The organism is Pseudomonas sp. F3-2, from assembly GCF_038804275.1.
Classification (GTDB): Bacteria; Pseudomonadota; Gammaproteobacteria; order Pseudomonadales; family Pseudomonadaceae; genus Aquipseudomonas.
This window is the reverse complement of the sequence record NZ_CP152388.1, coordinates 3,935,508-3,952,157: the sequence shown is the minus strand read 5'-3', so window position 1 is coordinate 3,952,157 and position 16,650 is coordinate 3,935,508. Positions and strand designations below refer to the sequence as shown.

Sequence of the window (16,650 nt, the reverse complement as noted above, 5' to 3'; positions counted from 1 at the left end):
GCTTTGTTAAATTGCCCCTCGGCGCGAGACGCATCGACATCGCGCCAGCCCCCCATGCGTTGAATCCGGAACCGTTCATGCCGAAAAAACCAGGCAGACCTGCCGCTGGTACGTCGTTGTCAGAGCCCAGAAAGGCATCAAGCCTCACCTTGATCGATGTGGCCAAAGTCGCCGGTGTGTCGCCGATGACCGTTTCGCGGGCGCTGCATCGGCCGGATCTGGTCAGCGAAGACACTCGCGAAAAGGTACGCGACGCCGTGCGCAAGACCGGTTATGTGCCGAACATGCTGGCGGGCGGTCTGGCCAGCAACAAGAGCCGGCTGGTGGCGATATTCCTGCCGACGATTGCCAACTCGATTTTCGCGGACACCGTGCAGGCGCTGATGGATCGTCTGACCCAGGCCGGCTATCAGACGTTACTGGGGCTGACCGGTTATGACGCGCAGCAGGAAGAAAAACTGCTGGAAGCAGTATTGGGGCGGCGTCCGGATGGCATCGTCCTGACCGGCACACTGCACACCGAATCCAGCCGCGCGCGCCTGGCCCAAGCCGGGATCCCGGTGGTGGAAGCCTGGGATCTGAGCGAAGACCCTATCGACATGCTGGTGGGTTTTTCCCACGAAAAAGTCGGGGAAGAGACCGCCCGCCATCTCTTGGGCAAAGGCTACAAGCGTTTCTCCGTGGTGACGATCGGCGATCCACGAGGCGTCAGGCGTTGCAACAGCCTGATCGCCGAGCTGAAAAGACACGGCGTCGACGACGTGCCAATGGAATTGCTGGCGCCGCCGGCGACGCTGCAGACCGGCAGGGAAGGGCTGGCCAGGCTGCTGGAGCGCGGCATTGGTACGGATGTCGTGGTGTGCAGTTCCGACACGGTGGCCCAAGGCGTCCTCGCGGAAGCGGCCAGCCGTGGCCTGCGCGTACCCGAGGATGTCGCGGTCATGGGGTTTGGTGATCTGAGCAGCGCTGCCCAGGTGTATCCAGCACTTTCGACGGTGCGCGTCGACGGTAATCGTATCGGTCTGCAGGTCGCTCAGGCCTTGCTCGACCGCTTTCAGGAACACACGTCCGGGGACAAGCCTGTGCGCGTGGACACCGGGTTTTCATTGATCGATCGCGCCAGCACTTGATACCTGCTCTACTCACCAACCGACAGACGCGGTGTTGAATGATTGCGCAATCAGTGTACTATCCCGCTCAAGGTGATCCGTCTTTCGACGCCGATCGCCTTTTTTGATGCTTGCGATGATTGCGCAATCATAACGGTGACATCGCATTTTCAGTAGACGAATCTGGGGCGCTTGCCATGCTCGTACAACAACAAAACATCATGTCTTCGGATGCCGACACAATCGCTTGGGTCAGAGTGTCATCGGTGTTTCTGCCGCTGGCCAATCCGATCAGCGATGCCAAGGTGCTGACCGGACGGCAAAAGCCGATGACCGAGATCGCCATTCTGATTGCCGAGATCGAAAGCACGGACGGCCATTGCGGCCTGGGTTTCAGCTACTCGAAGCGCGCCGGCGGTCCCGGCCAGTTCGCCCACGCCCGGGAAATCGCGCCGGCGCTGATCGGCGAGAATCCCAGCGATATCGCCAAGCTGTGGACCAAGCTCTGCTGGGCCGGCGCGTCTGTGGGACGCAGCGGGCTGTCGACTCAGGCCATCGGTGCCTTCGACGTCGCGTTATGGGACCTCAAAGCCCGGCGTGCCAACCTGTCCCTGGCTCGATTGCTCGGCGCCCACCGGGATTCGGTGCGCTGCTACAACACCTCCGGCGGTTTCCTGCATACGCCGCTGGAGCAACTGTTGCACAACACCGACATGTCTCGTGAGAAGGGCATCGGCGGCATAAAACTGAAGGTTGGCCAGCCTGATTGCGCCATTGACCTGCATCGGGTCGCCACGGTGCGCAAACATCTGGGCGACGACTTTCCACTGATGGTCGACGCCAACCAGCAGTGGGATCGCCCGACCGCGCAGCGCATGTGCCGCCGCTTCGAAGAATTCAACCTGATCTGGATCGAAGAGCCGCTGGACTGCTACGACGCCGAAGGCCACGCCGCGCTGGCGCAGCAGTTCGATACGCCGATTGCGACCGGCGAAATGCTCACCAGCGTGGCCGAGCACGCCGAGTTCATCAAAGTGCGCGGTGCCGATTTCCTGATGCCCGACGCACCCCGGGTAGGTGGCATCACGCCGTATCTGAAAGTCGCCGCGATGGCCGAGCAGGCCGGTCTGATGCTGGCCCCGCACTTCGCCATGGAATTGCACGTGCATCTGGCGGCGGCCTATCCGACCGAGCCTTGGGTCGAGCATTTCGAGTGGCTGGAACCGCTGTTCAACGAGCGTCTGGAAACCCGTGACGGCCGCATGCTGGTGCCGACTCGCCCCGGCCTGGGCCTGTCCTTGAGTGAACAGACCAGAGCCTGGACCGCGCAGGCCGCTGAGGTCGGCTCGCGGCCCTGATCATCCGATCACGACATCTTCTTTGCATGACCGGGAGCGCCTCCTGCGGGGCGCCCTTGCTGGCCGATCTATAAAAACAAAATGAGGGCTTTCATGTGGAACACACCAACACCGCTCAAGCAGCCGCACCGGCGGTCGCCACCGCCGTTCGCAGCAAAGTGCGTTATTCCATTCTGGCGATGCTGTTCATCGTCACCGCCATCAACGTCGGTGACCGCGCCACGTTGTCCATCACCGGCGCAGCGTTGACTGAAGTGCTGGGGATCAATTCGGTGACGCTGGGATACATGTTTTCGGCGTTCGCCTGGGCCTACGTGCTGGGCCAGTTGCCCGGTGGCTGGCTGCTGGACAAATTCGGCTCGGTTCGGGTGTACGGTTTATCGCTGTTTCTCTGGTCGACCATCACCGTGGCGCAGGGCATGATCGGGTTTTTCTCGGTGCCCGTGGCCATCGGCACGCTGTTTGTCCTGCGGTTTCTGTTGGGATTGATCGAAGCACCGGTCTACCCGGCCAACAGCCGCATCGTCGCTGCCTGGTTTCCGTTGCAGGAGCGCGGGCTGGCGACGGTGATATTCAACTCCTCGATGTACATGTCGGTGGTGCTGCTGGCGCCCGCGATGGGTTTCGTCGCCCACCGTTATGGCTGGGAGCATGTCTATTGGTTCATGGGCGGGCTGGGCATTCTCGTCAGCCTGGTCTGGTTCAAGTGGGTCAAGGCGCCGTGCGATCATCCGGGCGTCAACAGCGCTGAGCTTGCGCATCTGCGCGAGGGCGGGGCGCAGGTGGACATGGACCGGCCCAAAGCCAAGGGCGCGTTCGTGCCGCGTTTTGCCGACCTGAAAGTACTGCTCAAGAGCCCGATGATGTGGTCGATCTATCTGGGCAAGTACTGCGACACCTCGTTGCAATACTTCTTTCTGACCTGGTTCCCGGTCTATCTGGTCAAGGGGCGCGGCCTGAACATCATGGAGGCCGGTGCGATTGCGGCGATTCCCGGGATCTGCGGCTTGCTCGGCGCATTGTGCGGCGGGGCCGTGTGCGATTTCCTGATCCGCAAAGGCTGCTCGCTGTCAGTGGCGCGCAAGATTCCGCTGGTGTGCGGCATGACGATGGGCGCAACGCTGGTGTTCTGCAATTTCACTGAATCGATGTGGGTGGTGACCATCCTGATGTCGCTGGCGATTTTCGGCAAAGGCGTAGTGGCCGTCGACTGGACCCTGGTGTCGGACACCTCGCCCAAGGAAATCACCGGAATGGCGGGCGGGCTGTTCAACATGTTCGGTAACCTGTCGGGCATCTTCACGCCAATCGTGATCGGCTACATCGTCCAGTCCACCGGCTCATTTTCCGGCGCCATGTACGTGGTTGCGGCCCATGCGCTTGTCGGTGCGCTGGCGTTCCTGAGCATGGGCAGTCTGCGGCGGCTGACGTTGCAGCGAGCCGTGCAATAAACGCCGCATCGGTACGCGGCGATTCATGTGCAGCCTTTTGGCATGCAGGCGGTCGCGATCTGCAGATTGCGACTGTCGGCCAGACCTGACGCGTCGACGTTATTGAGGGTTGGCTGCAGCGCTGCGCCACTGCTTCGGGCTCAGCCCGAACCAGCGCTTGAAGGCACGGGAGAACGCGCTGGTTTCCGAATAGCCGAGAATGGACGCGAGACGCGTGATGCTCATGTCCGGTTGCTTGAGGTGGACCATGGCCGATTGCTGACGGATCTGGTCCACCAGTTGCGTGAAGCTCAGCCCTTGCTCACGCAGTTTGCGCTGCAATGCCCATTCGGAAAGGCCGAGCGTGTGAGCGACCTCGTCGAGCGCAGGTTCGCCCAGGTGCAGCGTGCGCTGGATCGTCTGGCGGGTCTGTTCCAGCAGGCTGGTTTCCCCGCCGTTGTCACCGAGCTGGCGAATGGCGTCCTTGATCAGCATCAGCAGAATCGGATCGCTGCCCGGCATGGCCTTGCCGATCAGGTCGCGCTTGGGAATCAGCAGCGAGTTGCAGGCCTGACTGAACCCCACGTCACTCTGAAACGCGTCGCGGTGTTCGTGCCAGTCGTGGGGTCTGCCGTGCTCGAAGGCCACGTGCCGCGGCGCCCAGTTAGGGCCCAGCACATGGCGCACCAGATTCAGGGCCATGCCCATGGTCAGTTCAGCGTCCTGGCGGCGCTCGTTGATCGCGCCATGACGCACCTGATAATCGAAGCGGTAGCACTCGCCCAGATCCACTAGCTCGATCAGTGTGCTGTGCTGATGAAACGGAAATGCCTGGGCGAAGTTGATCAGCGCGTCTTCCAGCGTCGCCGAGCACAAGCCGATGTAGCCCAATAGACCCAGCGCCTGAGGCTGAAACTGCTGGCCGTAACGCAGGCCGAAGTTGTCGCAACCGGTCTGGCACGCGGCCTCTTCGAGCACCTTGCAGTAGTTGGTCAGCGGCAAACTCAGCGTGGGGTGCAACAGGTGTTCCGGGTCAATGCCGGCGCGGCCGAACACGCGATCCAGATCGCCACCGTGTTGCACGATAAAGCCGTCCAGCCCGTTGGCCGCAGCTGACAACACCCCGCGATTGCTGTTCGCGGATGGAGTCGGTTGGGCGCCGGAGAGGAAGGAATGAAGCATCGGTACGCGCGGCCTGTGTGCTGTGTATGAATTTCATTCAAGCAAATGTCATACCTTGTTACGGACTATGGGTCGTATTGAAAGCTGCTGCAGGCGCGTGGCGTGTCCGGCGATCGGCTGCGAAGCAGTCATCAAACCGATACATGCGCTCTTCCAGGCACGCCGTGCGACTCGGATTCACGACGACGGCGTCGCCGGTCGCGGGGCAAGTCACGCGCCCGCAGGTTGGGTGCGGCCTCTTGGATTGCTACCGGTCAACCCACTCCGCTGTGTCGTGAGGTGCCAATCATGACCCGCAATCAAGCACGGCGCTGCAATCGTGCGCCGCCATGATGCACCCCACACCAAAGCCCGAGGAACTTGACCGCACACGACAACCCGCGTGCCGTGCGGTCAAGCCTTGTCCGGCAAGCATGGCTATGCTCGACATCAGACAAAAACGTCACCTGGCGACCGGGGTACATGCACATGACTGCTTCACAACTCAAACCGACATTGGGAACCCTGCACCTGTGGGGACTGGCCGTGGGCCTGGTGATCTCCGGCGAATATTTCGGCTGGAGCTATGGCTGGGGCACCGCAGGGACGCTGGGCTTTCTGGTGACGACGCTGATGGTCGCGGTGATGTACACCTGCTTCATTTTCAGCTTCACCGAGCTCACGACCGCGATCCCCAACGCGGGCGGGCCGTTCGCCTACAGTCTGCGCGCGTTTGGCGTCACCGGCGGAATGATCGCCGGGCTTGCCACGCTGATCGAGTTCGTCTTCGCGCCGCCGGCCATCGCCATGGCGATCGGGGCGTACCTGAATGTGCAGTATCCGTCGCTCGATCCGCGCGTCGCAGCGATTGGCGCGTACATCGTGTTCATGACCCTGAACATTCTGGGCGTCAGCATTGCCGCCACCTTCGAGCTGGTGGTAACGGTGCTCGCCGTCGCCGAACTGCTGGTGTTCATGGGCGTCGTCGCGCCGGGCTTCAGCTTCAGCAACTTCGTGCTCGGCGGCTGGGCGGGCTCCGACACCTTCAGCCTGCCGGCGATCAGCGGCATCTTTGCGGCGATCCCGTTCGCCATCTGGTTCTTTCTGGCCATCGAAGGCGCAGCGATGGCCGCCGAAGAGGCGAAAGACCCCAAGCGCACGATTCCACGTGCCTACGTCGCGGGGATCCTGACCTTGGTCGTTCTGGCCATCGGCGTGATGATTTTCGCGGGCGGCGTGGGCGACTGGCGCGCACTGTCGAACATCAACGACCCGCTGCCACAGGCGATGAAAACCGTGGTCGGCAATAACTCGAACTGGATGCACATGCTGGTGTGGATCGGTCTTTTCGGTCTGGTGGCAAGCTTTCACGGCATCATCCTCGGCTACTCGCGTCAGTTCTTCGCCCTGGCGCGGGCCGGTTTCCTGCCGCCCAGCCTGGCTAAACTGTCGCGCTTCCAGACGCCGCACCGCGCGATTCTCGCCGGTGGCGTGGTCGGCATTCTGGCGATTCTCAGCGACGGTCTGGTCAACCTGCAGGGCATGACGCTGACCGCCGCGATGATCACCATGTCGGTATTCGGCGCTATCGTGATGTACATCGTCAGCATGCTCAGCCTGTTCAAGCTGCGTCGCAGCGAGCCCGATCTGGAGCGCAGCTTCCGCGCCCCGGGTTACCCGATCGTGCCAGGCATCGCGCTGGTGCTGGCCGTTGTCTGTCTGGTGGCGATGGTCTGGTTCAATCTGGTGATCTGCGGCATCTTCCTCTGCCTGATGGCCGTGGGCGCGCTGTTCTGCAAGCTGGTACGCGGACGCGGCGCGGTTGTTGCAGTCGCTGGTTAATCACCTGATTCGATAGAAGGAAGGGTACGCATGAGCTTTTCCCACAGCATCGGTGGCATGGTCTGGCGCTTCGACAGCCTGCGGGAACTCATGGCCAAGGCCAGTCCCGCGCGCTCGGGCGACTTTCTCGCCGAGATCGCCGCCACCAGCGACGCCGAACGTGCCGCCGCGCAGATGACGCTGGCCGACGTGCCGCTCAAGCGCTTCCTCAACGAAGCGCTGATTCCCTACGAGCAGGACGAGGTCACCCGGCTCATCGTGGACAGCCACGATCTGGCAGCCTTCGCGCCGGTCAGTCACCTGACGGTGGGCGGCTTTCGCGACTGGCTGCTGGGCGATGACGCCACCGAGACGAGCCTCAAGGCGCTGGCGCCGGGGCTGACCCCGGAAATGGCCGCCGCGGTGTCGAAGATCATGCGCGTGCAGGATCTGGTACTGGTGGCGCAGAAAATTCGCGTCGTCACGCGTTTTCGCAACACGGTCGGCCTGCGAGGGCGGATGTCGACCCGCCTGCAACCCAACCACCCGACCGACGATCCGGCGGGCATTGCCGCCAGCGTGCTCGACGGTCTGCTGTACGGCAACGGCGACGCCATGATCGGCATCAACCCGGCCACTGACAGCAACAGTGCGATCACTGAACTGCTGAAAATGCTCGACGGCGTGATCCGGCATTACGAGATCCCGACGCAGTCTTGCGTGCTGACCCACGTGACCTCGTCGGTGGCCGCCATCGAAAAATGCGTGCCGCTGGACCTGGTGTTTCAGTCCATCGCCGGCACCGAGGCGGCCAACGCCGGTTTCGGCATCAGCCTGGGGATCCTGCGCGAGGGCTATGAAGCGGGCCTGAGCCTCAAGCGCGGCCCGTTGGGCGATAACCTGATGTATTTCGAAACCGGGCAGGGCAGCGCCTTGTCGGCCAATGCGCACCATGGCGTCGATCAGCAGACCTGCGAGGCCCGTGCCTATGGTGTTGCGCGGCATTTCAAGCCGTTTCTGGTCAACACCGTGGTGGGCTTCATCGGCCCGGAATACCTGTACAACGGAAAGCAGATCATTCGTGCCGGCCTTGAGGATCACTTCTGCGGCAAGCTGCTGGGCGTGCCCATGGGCTGCGACATTTGCTACACCAACCATGCCGAAGCCGATCAGGACGACATGGACATGTTGCTGACGCTGCTGGGCGTGGCGGGGATCAACTTCATCATGGGCATTCCGGGTTCGGACGACGTGATGCTCAACTACCAGACCACGTCGTTCCACGACGCCCTGTATGCGCGCAAGACCCTGGGGCTGCGGCCCGCACCGGAGTTCGAGGCGTGGCTGACGCGCATGGACATTTTGAGTCAGGACGACGGCGGCGTGCGTCTGGGGCAGGGCGTGCCACCGCTGTTTCGCAAAGCGCTGGCGCAGCTGAAATAACGATGGCTGATGCAATCGACAGTGATGAGGGATGGGCCATGACCGATGAACACAGCAAGTCCCCGGCCCAGGCCGATGCCTGGCGACAGCTTCGCTCGCTGACCTCGGCGCGCATCGCGTTGGGCCATGCAGGCACGAGTCTGCCGACATCGGCGCAACTGGACTTTCAGTTCGCTCACGCCCAGGCGCGTGACGCCGTGCACCTGCCGTTCGATCATGAAGCGTTGAGTGCGCGACTGGCGGCGCGTCAGCGTGAGACCCTGACCGTGCAAAGCTCGGCGCCGGATCGGCATATCTACCTGCAGCGGCCGGACCTGGGCCGTCGCTTGTCGGAGGCGTCGGTCGAGCGGTTGAGCGAGTACGCGCAGGCGCACCCCGACGGTTTCGATCTGGCGCTGGTGGTGGCCGACGGGCTGTCGTCTCTGGCGGTACAGCGTCATAGCCCGGCCATGCTCGAACGCATCGACGAGATGGCCACTGCCGAAGGCTGGACGCTGGCGCCAGTGACGCTGGTGGAGCAGGGCCGCGTGGCCGTCGCCGATGAAGTGGCGCAGCTGCTGGGGGCCGGGATGGTGGTGATCCTGATCGGCGAGCGACCGGGCCTCAGTTCGCCTGACAGCCTGGGTCTGTATTTCACCTACGCGCCCCGTGTGGGCCTGAACGACGCCGCGCGCAACTGCATTTCCAACGTCCGCCTCGAGGGCATGAGCTACGCCATGGCGGCGCATAAACTGCTTTACCTCATGCGCGAATCCTGGCGCCGCAAACTATCAGGTGTGAACCTGAAGGACGACGCCCAGGTGCCCGTACTGGAAACCCCCGACGACGCCCGCCCAGGTAATTTCCTGATCGGCGGGTGAGCGGCTTTTCAGGTGGGAGTGAGCCAACGGTCTTTGAACCCACCTTCGATTAACGGGGCGACACCCGACGCCTTCCCGGCTAAAACCGGTCCTACGAAACGTTTGCAGCGTCCGTAGGACCGGCTTCAGCCGGGAAGAGGCCGGTACATGCTGTGGAGATGCATCGGCTGGCATTCAGTCTTTGCAAGCAATCTCACTCCGACAGTTCCTCCGCTCAGGCTTCAGGCGCCGGCGATCATCAGGTTGAGGTTCTGGACGGCCGCGCCGGCGGCGCCTTTGCCCAGGTTGTCGAACACGGCCGCCAGCAGCACGTGACCGGCATTTTCGAAGACCATCAGACGCAGGCGATCGGTGTCGTTCAGTTGCCGCGGGTCCAGGCCGGTCATTGCCTTGGCTTCATCCATCCCGACGACCTCGACAAACTCGCTGCCTGCGTAGTGCCGCTCAAGGCAGGCGTGCAGCCTGGCGCCGGTGACGCCTGGCGCCAACAGCCGCAGTTGCAGCGGGATGGTCAGCACGATGCCCTGACGGAACGACCCATACGACGGCACGAACACAGGCCGTTCGCTGAGCCCGCTGTACTGCTGGATTTCCGGCACGTGCTTGTGCGCAAGACCCAGGCCGTAGACCTGAAAAGGTGTCGCTTGCGCGGCGTCAGGGCCTTCGAATTCATCGACGCCAGCACGCCCTTTGCCCGAGTAACCCGAAACGGCGCTGATGCTGATCGGATAGTCGCGCGACACCAGACCGGCGTCGATCAATGGCCTCAGCAGCCCGACCGCACCGGTTGGGTAGCAACCCGGATTGCTGACCCGACTCGCATGGGCGATGACCTCATCGTGTCGTTCGCTCATCTGGGCAAAGCCGTAGACCCAGTCCGGATCGGTACGGTGCGCCGAGCTGGCATCGATCACGCGCACCGCCGGGTTGCTGATGCTGGCGACGGCGGCACGTGCTGCGTCGTCCGGCAGGCACAGCAGCGCGATGTCGCAGGCATTGATCGCGGCTGCCCGGCGCTCGGGGTCTTTGCGTGATGCGGCAGGCAGCGTCACCAGTTGCAGATCGTCTCGCCCTTGCAGGCGCTGGTGGATCTGCAGCCCGGTGGTGCCTTGGTCGCCGTCGATGAATACAACTGGAATGGACATGGTCGGTGCTCGTTGTAGGAGATCAATGGCGTTCATCTTCGAGCAGCCGTTAAGATAGTAAAAGTCGAATTTAATGACGTTGAAATTCAGGATTTCTGAACGAGGAGGGTGGGGATGCGTGAAATCAGTCTGGACCGACTGCGCACGTTGGTCGCGATAGCTGATCATGGATCGTTTGCCGAAGCGGCGCGGGTGCTGAACCTGGCGCCGCCGACGGTCAGCCTGCACATCGCCGACCTCGAGGCCCGGGTGGGCGGGGCGCTGCTGTCGCGCACGCGGGGCCGCGTGCAGCCGTCGGCCATTGGCGAGACCTTGATCGAACGCGCCCGACGCCTGCTGGCAGACGCCGAACAGGCGCTCGAAGACGTCGAACGGCAGGTGCTGGGGCTGGCGGGGCGCGTGCGGCTGGGCGCGTCCACCGGCGTCATCGCGCAATTGATTCCGCAGGCGCTGGACATCCTCGGCCAGCACCACAGCGGCATCGACGTACAAGTGGCCGTGCTGACCTCACAGCAGACCTTGCACAAACTCCTCGACGGCAGCCTGGACATCGGCGTGATTGCGCTGCCGCAAACGCCGGTCAAAGGTTTGCAGATCCAGCCGTGGCGACGAGATCCGGTCATGGCGTTCCTGCCGGCGCGCTGGTCAGCTCCTTCAATCGTCACGCCCACGTGGCTGGCGGGGCAGCCGTTGATCCTCAACGACAACAGCACGCGTCTGTCGCGGCAGGTGGGCGAATGGTTCGCCACGCAAGGGCCGCAGCCAACGCCGCGCATCCAGCTCAACTACAACGACGCGATCAAAAGCCTGGTCGCGGCCGGTTATGGCGCGACGCTGCTGCCCCATGAGGCCTCGACGCCACTGCCGGAGCGCCGGATCGTCATGCGGCCATTGCAGCCGCCGTTGTGGCGCGAACTCGGCATTGCGCATCGTGCAGGCGATGTTGAACGCGCCATCGGGCACGTGTTGCAGGTGTTGTGGGGGCTGGAAGCGTTGTGACATCGGCCTTCGCCCCCCCCATGACGCCAGGTCGCCGTTGCCTCGTAACCGTGTTTCGGTGTCACGCAGTGATGCCGCGCCATCGCGAAAGGCTGCTTTAATGAGGACGTTTGCCGCGTGTCTGAACCGATGGTTCAGATCCAGACCCTGGCCGAACCTGCTGAGGAACCCCGCCGATGACCCGTCTCACCGCCAAGGATTTCGCCCCCGAGTTGCTCGAGCTTTATGACTTCTACGTTCACGGCAAGATCAACCGCCGGGAATTTCTCGACCGTGCCGCCCTGTTCACGCTCGGAGGCCTCACGGCCACCTCGATATTGTCATCGCTGAGCCCCGATTACGCGTTGGCCGAACAGGTCCAGTTCACTGACCCGGACATCGTCGCCGAATACATTTCCTACTCCTCGCCCAAAGGCAACGGGCAAGTGCGCGGTTACCTCGTGCGTCCGGCCAAGGCGACCGGTAAATTGCCTGCGGTCCTTGTGGTGCATGAGAATCGCGGCCTCAATCCATATATCGAAGATGTCGCCAGACGACTGGGCAAAGCCGGTTTCGTCGCGCTGGCGCCTGATGGCTTGTCCTCGGTCGGCGGCTATCCCGGCAATGACGACAAGGGCCGTGAGCTGCAACAGAAGGTCGATCCCGAGAAGCTGATGAACGATTTCTTCGCCGGCCTCGAATGGTTGATGGCGCACCCGGCATCCACCGGCAAGGTCGGCATCACCGGGTTTTGTTACGGCGGTGGCGTGTGCAACGCTGCCGCCGTGGCGTATCCGGAACTGGGCGCCGCCGTGCCGTTTTATGGCCGCCAGCCCAAGGCCGAAGAGGTCAGCCGGATCAAGGCGCCGCTTCTGCTGCATTACGCCGAACTCGACAAGCCGATCACCGACGGCTGGCCGGCCTATGAGCAGGCGCTCAAAGCGGCGGGCAAGATTTACCAGGCGTACGTATACAAAGGCGCCAATCATGGCTTCCACAATGACTCGACCCCACGCTACGACGAAGCTGCCGCCAGACTGGCGTGGGACAGAACCCTTAAGTGGTTCAATCGCTATCTGGTGTAGTCAGGTGCACGACATCCCTCAGCGCCGACCAACTTGCGCCGACGCGGTGCGGTAACTAGCCGCACGCGTCGGCGCACAGTCGCTAAGACACTTTGATAATTATCTTAAATGGAGCGCGGAACTAATGACGGCTGTATACAATCGCGCCTTGGAACTTGCCGTCAGTCAGACACCGGTTTCGTATTCATGCCTTTCGTCAGCTTTGGATCCCTTCGCTCATTTTCTGACTACACTAACGAGTAACTAACACGCGGTCCGCGCCGACAGCAATCGCTGTCCAGAAGTTCAATGCTTTACTCTCGTCTGCTCAATAGTGCACACTTGTTCGCCCCGCAACACCTCGTTCGGAAGGCTCTGCAGCAAGGGCAAAACCCTTGATTGACTCTCCGATTTTGCAAAAGTTTAAAAATTAATGACGTTATAAAAATCGTTATAAAATCTTTTGCAATACGTTTTTTATCTGCTAATAATCCCTCCTGTTTTGGGTGCCAAGGACTACTCGTTTTCACATTGAAGTGAACGTCGAATTAACTTCCGATCTTAATGCCCGCCAATAACTATAACTCGCTAGTGCCTTGAGCCATCGCCGCTCAAGGCCGCTGCCGTGCGGCGCATATATATGCGCGGGGGGAAATGAATGGCTCGAGCAAACTCCAGACTGAAGGTCCTTTCGATTTTTGGTACACGTCCGGAAGCCATCAAGATGGCGCCGTTGATCAAGGCACTGGCCTCAGAACCTGGCATCGATTCGCAGATCTGCATCACCGGTCAGCATCAGAGCATGCTTCAACAAGTGCTGGACATGTTCGACCTCAAAGCTCAGTACACCCTGGACGTCATGACGCCCGGGCAAACCCTGAACACCCTGACCGCCGCGCTGTATGCCGCGATCGACCCGGTGCTCGAACAGGCCCGGCCGGACAAGGTGCTCGTGCACGGTGACACCACCTCGGCCATGGTCGCGGCGATGTCGGCGTTCCATCGTCGAATTCCCGTGGGCCACGTCGAAGCGGGACTGCGCACCGGCGACATTCACCAGCCGTGGCCTGAGGAGATGAACCGCCGCACGATCGATCTGATCTCCGATCACCTGTTCACCCCCACTGCCGAATCGCGCCGCAATGTGCTGGGTGAGCGGCTGCAGGGTAAATCCTTCGTCACCGGCAACACGGTGATCGACGCGCTGAAGATGACCGCCGAGCGCATCGACCAGAATCGCCAGCTGCGTGTCGCGCTGGATCGTCAGTTCAACTTCCTCGACCCCAAACGCAAGTTGCTGGTGGTCACCGGCCATCGTCGCGAAAACTTCGGCGACGGTTTCCTCGACATCTGCAAGGCCCTGCGCACCCTGGCGTCGCGCGACGACATGCAGATCGTCTACCCGGTTCACCTCAACCCCAACGTGCTGGGTCCGGTGACCGAGCACCTTGGCGGGCTGGCGAACGTTCACCTGATCAAGCCCCTCGACTACCTGTCCTTCGTGCGCCTGATGCAGCTGGCCCACGTGGTGCTGACCGATTCGGGCGGCGTGCAGGAAGAAGCCCCGTCGCTGGGCAAGCCGGTGCTGGTCATGCGTGACGTGACCGAACGTCCTGAAGCCGTGGCAGCAGGAACCGCGCGCCTGGTCGGTACCGATCCGAACACCATCGTGCGGGGCGTCTGCGCCCTGTTCGATGACGAGCAGCTGTGGCGCCGCACCTCGCAGACCGCCAATCCCTATGGCGACGGCAAGGCCTGTTCGCGCATCGTCGACGCGCTGATGGGCCGTCCGGTGGATGAGTTTGTCGCTGAACTGCCTTCCCGGCGCAGCGAGGCAGAAGAGGTGCACCGCCAGCCGATGGCACTGCGCTCGGTGTCCAGCCTGCATTAGTGAGCGCACCTGAAATACCGGCCGGCCATTGCGATGGCCCGGCCCGCTGAAATCCCCGTGGAAGCGAAGGGCTTCGCCTGAAGTCCGATCCGGTGGTCAACCACCGAGCCGCCTTGGAGCGGCCTTCCGCACACAACATCGCCTTGATCGAGATCTGACTGAATGAAGTCTTCTGTAACCGTACCCTCGGGCGCGTTGCACGCCCTTGCCTGCAGCTTGAGTCTGCTGGCCGTCACACCCGCGTTCGCCCTTGCCGCCGACAGCCCGCTGAGCCAGGCGATCAGCCGCCTGAACGCCGACACCCGCCAGCAACGGGTCGTCGAACTGCAAGAGCTGGGCATCGATCGCCCGATCATTCTCAGCGCCAGCGATGCGCGCCGTGAGCTGTACCTGCCGGTGCCCGCCGACGTACCGCTGACCGATGCCTCGCTGCATTTCGACGCCAGCTACCTGAACGGCGACGCCGGGCGCAATACCCTGTTGCTGTCGCTGGATGGCTATCCGGTGCGGGCGCTGGGGCTCAACGAAGGGGAAGGGGACGCCAGCGCGGTGCTGGGCGTGGACAAGGCTGCGCGCGAAAGCGGCTCGGTGCGGTTGGGGATTGCCTGGTCGTCGATCGTTTCGCGCATCCAGTGCGAAGACGAGCGGGCGATCGGCAACGTGTTGCGGATCGATCCGCACACCCGACTCAGCTACAGCTTCGACGCGATGCAGTTGCAGGACGTCGGCGCCGCCTGGAATGCACTGCCGGGCAAACCGGGCATCCTCGTCGCACCGGGCGCGCTGTCCAGCGCCAGTTACGATGCGGCGTGGCGTCTGGGCGTTGCGCTTGAGCGGATCGGCAAACAGGCGCGCATCGTGCCGTTCCCTTCGGTCAAGGACAGCGTGGACGTCAGCACACTGAACATCCCGGCCGAGCTCAAGCAGATTCCGGCCTTCGCCAGCCTCGACGGCAAGGGCCTGCGTACCCTCGACGATCCGGCGCAGATCGGGGCGTTGTTGATGCTCGGTCAGAGTCCGGCGCTGAATGTCGATCTGGCGGTGAGCGACCCGCAACTGCTCAAGGCAATCACCGAGTCGCTCGATGCCCTGCAACGCCAGGTTCAGAGTGTCGATGGCTCGGCCGTCAACGCATTCGCCCAGTGGCGCGAGCGCCATGTCAACGCGGCATTGAACACCTCGGGCAGCGATAACGTGCGCCTGGCATTGCTCGGCGCGCACCCGTTGCTGATGATCAATCAGGACGCTGCCGGCAAGGCCATCGGCCTGTTTGGCGCGGCGTGGAACAAGCTGGCACGCAGCCGTCAGCTGACGGTGGGCGAAGAAGCGGGCATGCCGCTGAGCGAAGACGGCCGTGTCGCGCTGACCCGTCTGGGCGGCCGGCCGGGCAGCCTCGACGTGCTGGCCAAGACTGACTGGAGTGCAAGTTTCCCGCTGGGCAGCGTTGCCTACGACGGCCGGATTCCGGTCAGCGCCGCCATCGATGTGGCCGCCGCTCCAGGCGCGACCGACACCCCGCCGGTGGTGAGCCTGTTCCTCAACGATTACTTGATCGGCGCCAGGCAACTCGACGCCGACGGCCAGAGGGAACGCATCGAGGCGCGCATTCCGCGTTACGCACTGGCGGCGCAGAACACCTTGCGCGTCACCTTCCAGCGTCAGCCGGTCAGCGACCTGTGCCGCGAAACCCCGCAGCCGTTCCCCATCGCCGTGCTGCCCAGCAGCCACGTCACGCTGGAGAAAACCACGCTAGACAACGACTTCGCCGGCATGGCCGCGCGCTTCGCATCCGGCACCCAGGTACTGGTCCCGCAGAGCTACCTGGACCGACCTGCCGCCAGCCTGCCGCAACTGATCCGCATCGCCAGCGCCAGCGGTGTGTCGCCCTTGCGCGCCGAGCTCAAGGTCAGTGCCGACGCCCAGACCGCCATCGCCCCGGACAAGGCCTTCCTGGCCTTCGAGGTGCCGATCAAGGACAGCGACGAGTCGGTCCAGGTCGACTATGACGGGCATCTGTTGATTCACCACAAAGAGCAGACGCTGCTGGACCTCAAGTCCCTCAATCACCTGGCGTCGCTGCAAGTGATCGAGTCGGGCGCTCAGCAGGGCATGGTCTACCGCACCCTGGGCGGGCAGGCACCTGACTTCGCCCGGCCGGTTCTGCTTGAGCGCGGCAACACCACGTTGCTGGCTGACAGCGGTCCGCTGGTGACCTTCGACGCCAAGGACCCGACCGGCAGCCAGATGGTCGATGATCAGGCGCCCAAAGGCCTGGATGCCTGGCGTAAGCCGTCGGCACTGTGGCTCATCCCCGCCGCGGTGATCGCGTTCCTCGTCCTGCTGCTGGCTGGCCGTCGCGCCCGTCGCAACCGCCAGTAACGGGAGCCGCG

General features: G+C 62.9%; 12 protein-coding genes. 10 read left to right on the top strand and 2 right to left on the bottom strand.

Annotated features, from left to right (window positions below; translation table 11 throughout):
• The first annotated feature begins 77 nt into the window (after positions 1-77).
• The 3 genes from AAGQ88_RS17900 (at position 78) to AAGQ88_RS17890 (ending at position 3,918) form a co-directional block, all read left to right on the top strand.
• On the top strand, positions 78-1,130 hold the full coding sequence (locus AAGQ88_RS17900; RefSeq protein ID WP_342653135.1) for a LacI family DNA-binding transcriptional regulator: 1,053 nt from the start codon (positions 78-80) through the stop codon (positions 1,128-1,130).
• Between the two features lie 176 nt (positions 1,131-1,306).
• The gene (locus tag AAGQ88_RS17895) at positions 1,307-2,467 is read left to right on the top strand and encodes a mandelate racemase/muconate lactonizing enzyme family protein (protein ID WP_342653134.1); all 1,161 of its coding nucleotides are present in this window, start codon (positions 1,307-1,309) and stop codon (positions 2,465-2,467) included.
• Positions 2,468-2,646: 179 nt separating this feature from the next.
• Positions 2,647-3,918: an MFS transporter gene (locus tag AAGQ88_RS17890; protein ID WP_342655834.1), complete on the top strand. Its 1,272-nt coding sequence runs from the start codon at positions 2,647-2,649 to the stop codon at positions 3,916-3,918.
• A gap of 99 nt (positions 3,919-4,017) precedes the next feature.
• Here the strand turns inward: AAGQ88_RS17890 and AAGQ88_RS17885 are convergent, their stop codons facing one another.
• On the bottom strand, positions 4,018-5,079 hold the full coding sequence (locus AAGQ88_RS17885) for an AraC family transcriptional regulator (protein WP_342653133.1): 1,062 nt from the start codon (positions 5,077-5,079) through the stop codon (positions 4,018-4,020).
• 468 nt (positions 5,080-5,547) lie between these two features.
• Here AAGQ88_RS17885 and eat point away from each other — a divergent pair, with 468 nt between their 5' ends.
• Genes eat through eutC form a run of 3 tightly spaced genes read left to right on the top strand, consistent with a single transcriptional unit; the run spans position 5,548 to position 9,182 of the window.
• Positions 5,548-6,900, top strand: coding sequence for an ethanolamine permease (gene eat / locus AAGQ88_RS17880; RefSeq protein WP_285425967.1), 1,353 nt, complete (start codon positions 5,548-5,550; stop codon positions 6,898-6,900).
• Between the two features lie 30 nt (positions 6,901-6,930).
• A complete protein-coding gene (locus AAGQ88_RS17875) occupies positions 6,931-8,322 on the top strand; it encodes an ethanolamine ammonia-lyase subunit EutB (protein WP_342653132.1) in 1,392 nt (463 codons plus the stop codon).
• A gap of 38 nt (positions 8,323-8,360) precedes the next feature.
• On the top strand, positions 8,361-9,182 hold the full coding sequence (gene eutC, locus AAGQ88_RS17870; RefSeq protein ID WP_342653131.1) for an ethanolamine ammonia-lyase subunit EutC: 822 nt from the start codon (positions 8,361-8,363) through the stop codon (positions 9,180-9,182).
• Between the two features lie 221 nt (positions 9,183-9,403).
• On the opposite strand, the gene argC is transcribed toward eutC, so the two are convergent.
• Positions 9,404-10,327: an N-acetyl-gamma-glutamyl-phosphate reductase gene (gene argC / locus AAGQ88_RS17865; RefSeq protein ID WP_342653130.1), complete on the bottom strand. Its 924-nt coding sequence runs from the start codon at positions 10,325-10,327 to the stop codon at positions 9,404-9,406.
• Between the two features lie 114 nt (positions 10,328-10,441).
• Between argC and AAGQ88_RS17860 the strand changes: the two genes are divergently transcribed.
• The 4 genes from AAGQ88_RS17860 to AAGQ88_RS17845 all read left to right on the top strand — a co-directional run bounded on the left by AAGQ88_RS17860 (position 10,442) and on the right by AAGQ88_RS17845 (position 16,639).
• Positions 10,442-11,326: a LysR family transcriptional regulator gene (locus tag AAGQ88_RS17860; protein WP_342653129.1), complete on the top strand. Its 885-nt coding sequence runs from the start codon at positions 10,442-10,444 to the stop codon at positions 11,324-11,326.
• 176 nt (positions 11,327-11,502) lie between these two features.
• On the top strand, positions 11,503-12,390 hold the full coding sequence (gene yghX, locus AAGQ88_RS17855) for a YghX family hydrolase (RefSeq protein ID WP_342653128.1): 888 nt from the start codon (positions 11,503-11,505) through the stop codon (positions 12,388-12,390).
• Positions 12,391-13,027: 637 nt separating this feature from the next.
• Entirely contained in the window at positions 13,028-14,260 is a 1,233-nt protein-coding gene (gene wecB, locus AAGQ88_RS17850) for a UDP-N-acetylglucosamine 2-epimerase (non-hydrolyzing) (RefSeq protein ID WP_342653127.1), read from the top strand.
• A gap of 162 nt (positions 14,261-14,422) precedes the next feature.
• Positions 14,423-16,639, top strand: a complete 2,217-nt coding sequence (locus AAGQ88_RS17845; RefSeq protein ID WP_342653126.1) for a cellulose biosynthesis cyclic di-GMP-binding regulatory protein BcsB — start codon at positions 14,423-14,425, stop codon at positions 16,637-16,639.
• Positions 16,640-16,650: the final 11 nt, after the last annotated feature.

Coding starts and splice junctions, on each gene's coding strand:
- AAGQ88_RS17845 (WP_342653126.1), top strand. CDS start 14,423: ATGAAGTCTTCTGTAACCGTACCCTCGGGCGCGTTGCACGCCCTTGCC.
- AAGQ88_RS17885 (WP_342653133.1), bottom strand. CDS start 5,079: ATGCTTCATTCCTTCCTCTCCGGCGCCCAACCGACTCCATCCGCGAAC.
- eutC (WP_342653131.1), top strand. CDS start 8,361: ATGACCGATGAACACAGCAAGTCCCCGGCCCAGGCCGATGCCTGGCGA.
- AAGQ88_RS17875 (WP_342653132.1), top strand. CDS start 6,931: ATGAGCTTTTCCCACAGCATCGGTGGCATGGTCTGGCGCTTCGACAGC.
- wecB (WP_342653127.1), top strand. CDS start 13,028: ATGGCTCGAGCAAACTCCAGACTGAAGGTCCTTTCGATTTTTGGTACA.
- AAGQ88_RS17895 (WP_342653134.1), top strand. CDS start 1,307: ATGCTCGTACAACAACAAAACATCATGTCTTCGGATGCCGACACAATC.
- argC (WP_342653130.1), bottom strand. CDS start 10,327: ATGTCCATTCCAGTTGTATTCATCGACGGCGACCAAGGCACCACCGGG.
- AAGQ88_RS17890 (WP_342655834.1), top strand. CDS start 2,647: ATGCTGTTCATCGTCACCGCCATCAACGTCGGTGACCGCGCCACGTTG.
- AAGQ88_RS17860 (WP_342653129.1), top strand. CDS start 10,442: ATGCGTGAAATCAGTCTGGACCGACTGCGCACGTTGGTCGCGATAGCT.
- yghX (WP_342653128.1), top strand. CDS start 11,503: ATGACCCGTCTCACCGCCAAGGATTTCGCCCCCGAGTTGCTCGAGCTT.
- eat (WP_285425967.1), top strand. CDS start 5,548: ATGACTGCTTCACAACTCAAACCGACATTGGGAACCCTGCACCTGTGG.
- AAGQ88_RS17900 (WP_342653135.1), top strand. CDS start 78: ATGCCGAAAAAACCAGGCAGACCTGCCGCTGGTACGTCGTTGTCAGAG.